Origin of the sequence: Ruegeria marisrubri, assembly GCF_001507595.1 — a bacterium.
GTDB classification, from domain to species: Bacteria; Pseudomonadota; Alphaproteobacteria; order Rhodobacterales; family Rhodobacteraceae; genus Ruegeria; species Ruegeria marisrubri.
The window spans coordinates 1-1,546 of the sequence record NZ_LQBQ01000021.1; the positions used below are offsets into that span (position 1 = coordinate 1).

The 1,546-nt window shown below is 69.0% G+C and carries 1 protein-coding gene; it reads right to left on the minus strand.

Annotation, left to right across the window (positions count from 1 at the left end; all coding sequences use genetic code 11):
• Positions 1 to 1,546, minus strand: a 1,546-nt coding sequence (locus AVO45_RS10720; protein WP_205627877.1) for an Ig-like domain-containing domain, incomplete at both ends; no start/stop codon positions are given.

Genomic DNA, 1,546 nt, shown 5'->3' on the forward strand with positions numbered 1-1,546 from the left:
CCGCGACGGTGTAGGTTGCCGTGCGCGGCGTGCCGTCGCTGGCGGTGTCGAGGCTGACGCCGGTCACCGAGAGCGCGCCGCCGGGTCCGGTGACGGTGATGTCGCCCGGATCGATGGTGGCGGTGTCGATGGCCACGTTGTCCGTGAAGGTGACGGTGACGTCGGTGGTCGTCGTTCCGACCTGGGCCGGTCCGATATCGGGGGCCGAGGCGGACTGGACCACGGGCGCGGTGCTGTCGCCGCTGTCGGCGGTGAAACTGGCGAGGGTCGGATCGGCGGCGACGGCGTTTCCGCTGGTGTCGGCGACCTCTCCGCCCAGCAGCGCGACGGTGTAGGCGCCGTCATCGGCGCTGTCCCAGCTGCCGCCCGGAGCGGCGACCGTGTAGGTGGCGGTGCGGGGGGTGCCGTCGCTGGCGGTGTCGAGGCTGACGCCAGTCACCGAGAGCGCGCCGCCGGGTCCGGTGACGGTGATGTCGCCGACGTCGATGCTGGCGGTGTCGATGGCCACGTTGTCCGTGAAGGTGACGGTGACGTCGGTGGTCGTCGTTCCGACCTGGGCCGGTCCGATATCGGGGGCCGAGGCGGACTGGACAACAGGGGCGGTGGCGTCGGGCCCGCCGCTGCCAACATATTGAAAGTCCATATAGTCTGTGCGCAGAGGCTCGCCGGCATCCTCGAAACCCACGATCTCGATCACGTCCCCCGAGGACAGCGAAACGCCGCTTATGGTGCGCTCGGCAAATGAGGACTGATCCGCAAATTTGCCGCCGGCATCTAGATCCCAGACGAAGCTATCAATCTGAGTGCCGTTCAGCAGAATGCTCATCTGCGACTGTCCGTCGGATTCGTCGAAATGGCCGATGGTCAGATCGTAGACACCAGCGGTCAAGGCAAAGGTGTGGGCAGCGCGCTGCTCATCGCCATCGCCGGCCTGCAGGAACTGGCCGCCCGAGCCCTGGCCGTTGTTCTTCACGACAAAGCCGCTCAGGACGGTGAAGGTTTCGGCCTCGACCCGAGACGGATCTGGTGGGGGCGGCAGCGTCGAAAGGTCGGCCGTGAAGCTTGCCAGGCCCGGATCGGCTGCGACGGTGTTTCCGCTGGTGTCGGCGACCTCTCCGCCCAGCAGCGTGACGGTGTAGGCACCATCATCGGCGCTGTCCCAGCTGCCGCCCGGTGCCGCGACGGTGTAGGTCGCCGTGCGCGGCGTGCCGTCGCTGGCGGTGTCGAGGCTGACGCCGGTCACCGAGAGCGCGCCGCCGGGTCCGGTGACGGTGATGTCGCCGGCGTCGATGCTGGCGGTGTCGATGGCCACGTCATCGGCGAAGGTGACGGTGATGTCGGTGTTCGTCGTTCCGACCTGGGCCGGTCCGATATCGGGGGCCGAGGCGGACTGGACCACGGGCGCGGTGCTGTCGCCGCTGTCGACGGTGAAACTGGCGAGGGTCGGGTCGGCGGCGACGGCGTTTCCGCTGGTGTCGGCGACCTCTCCGCCCAGCAGCGCGACGGTGTAGGCGCCGTCATCGGCGCTGTCCCAGCTGCCGCCCGG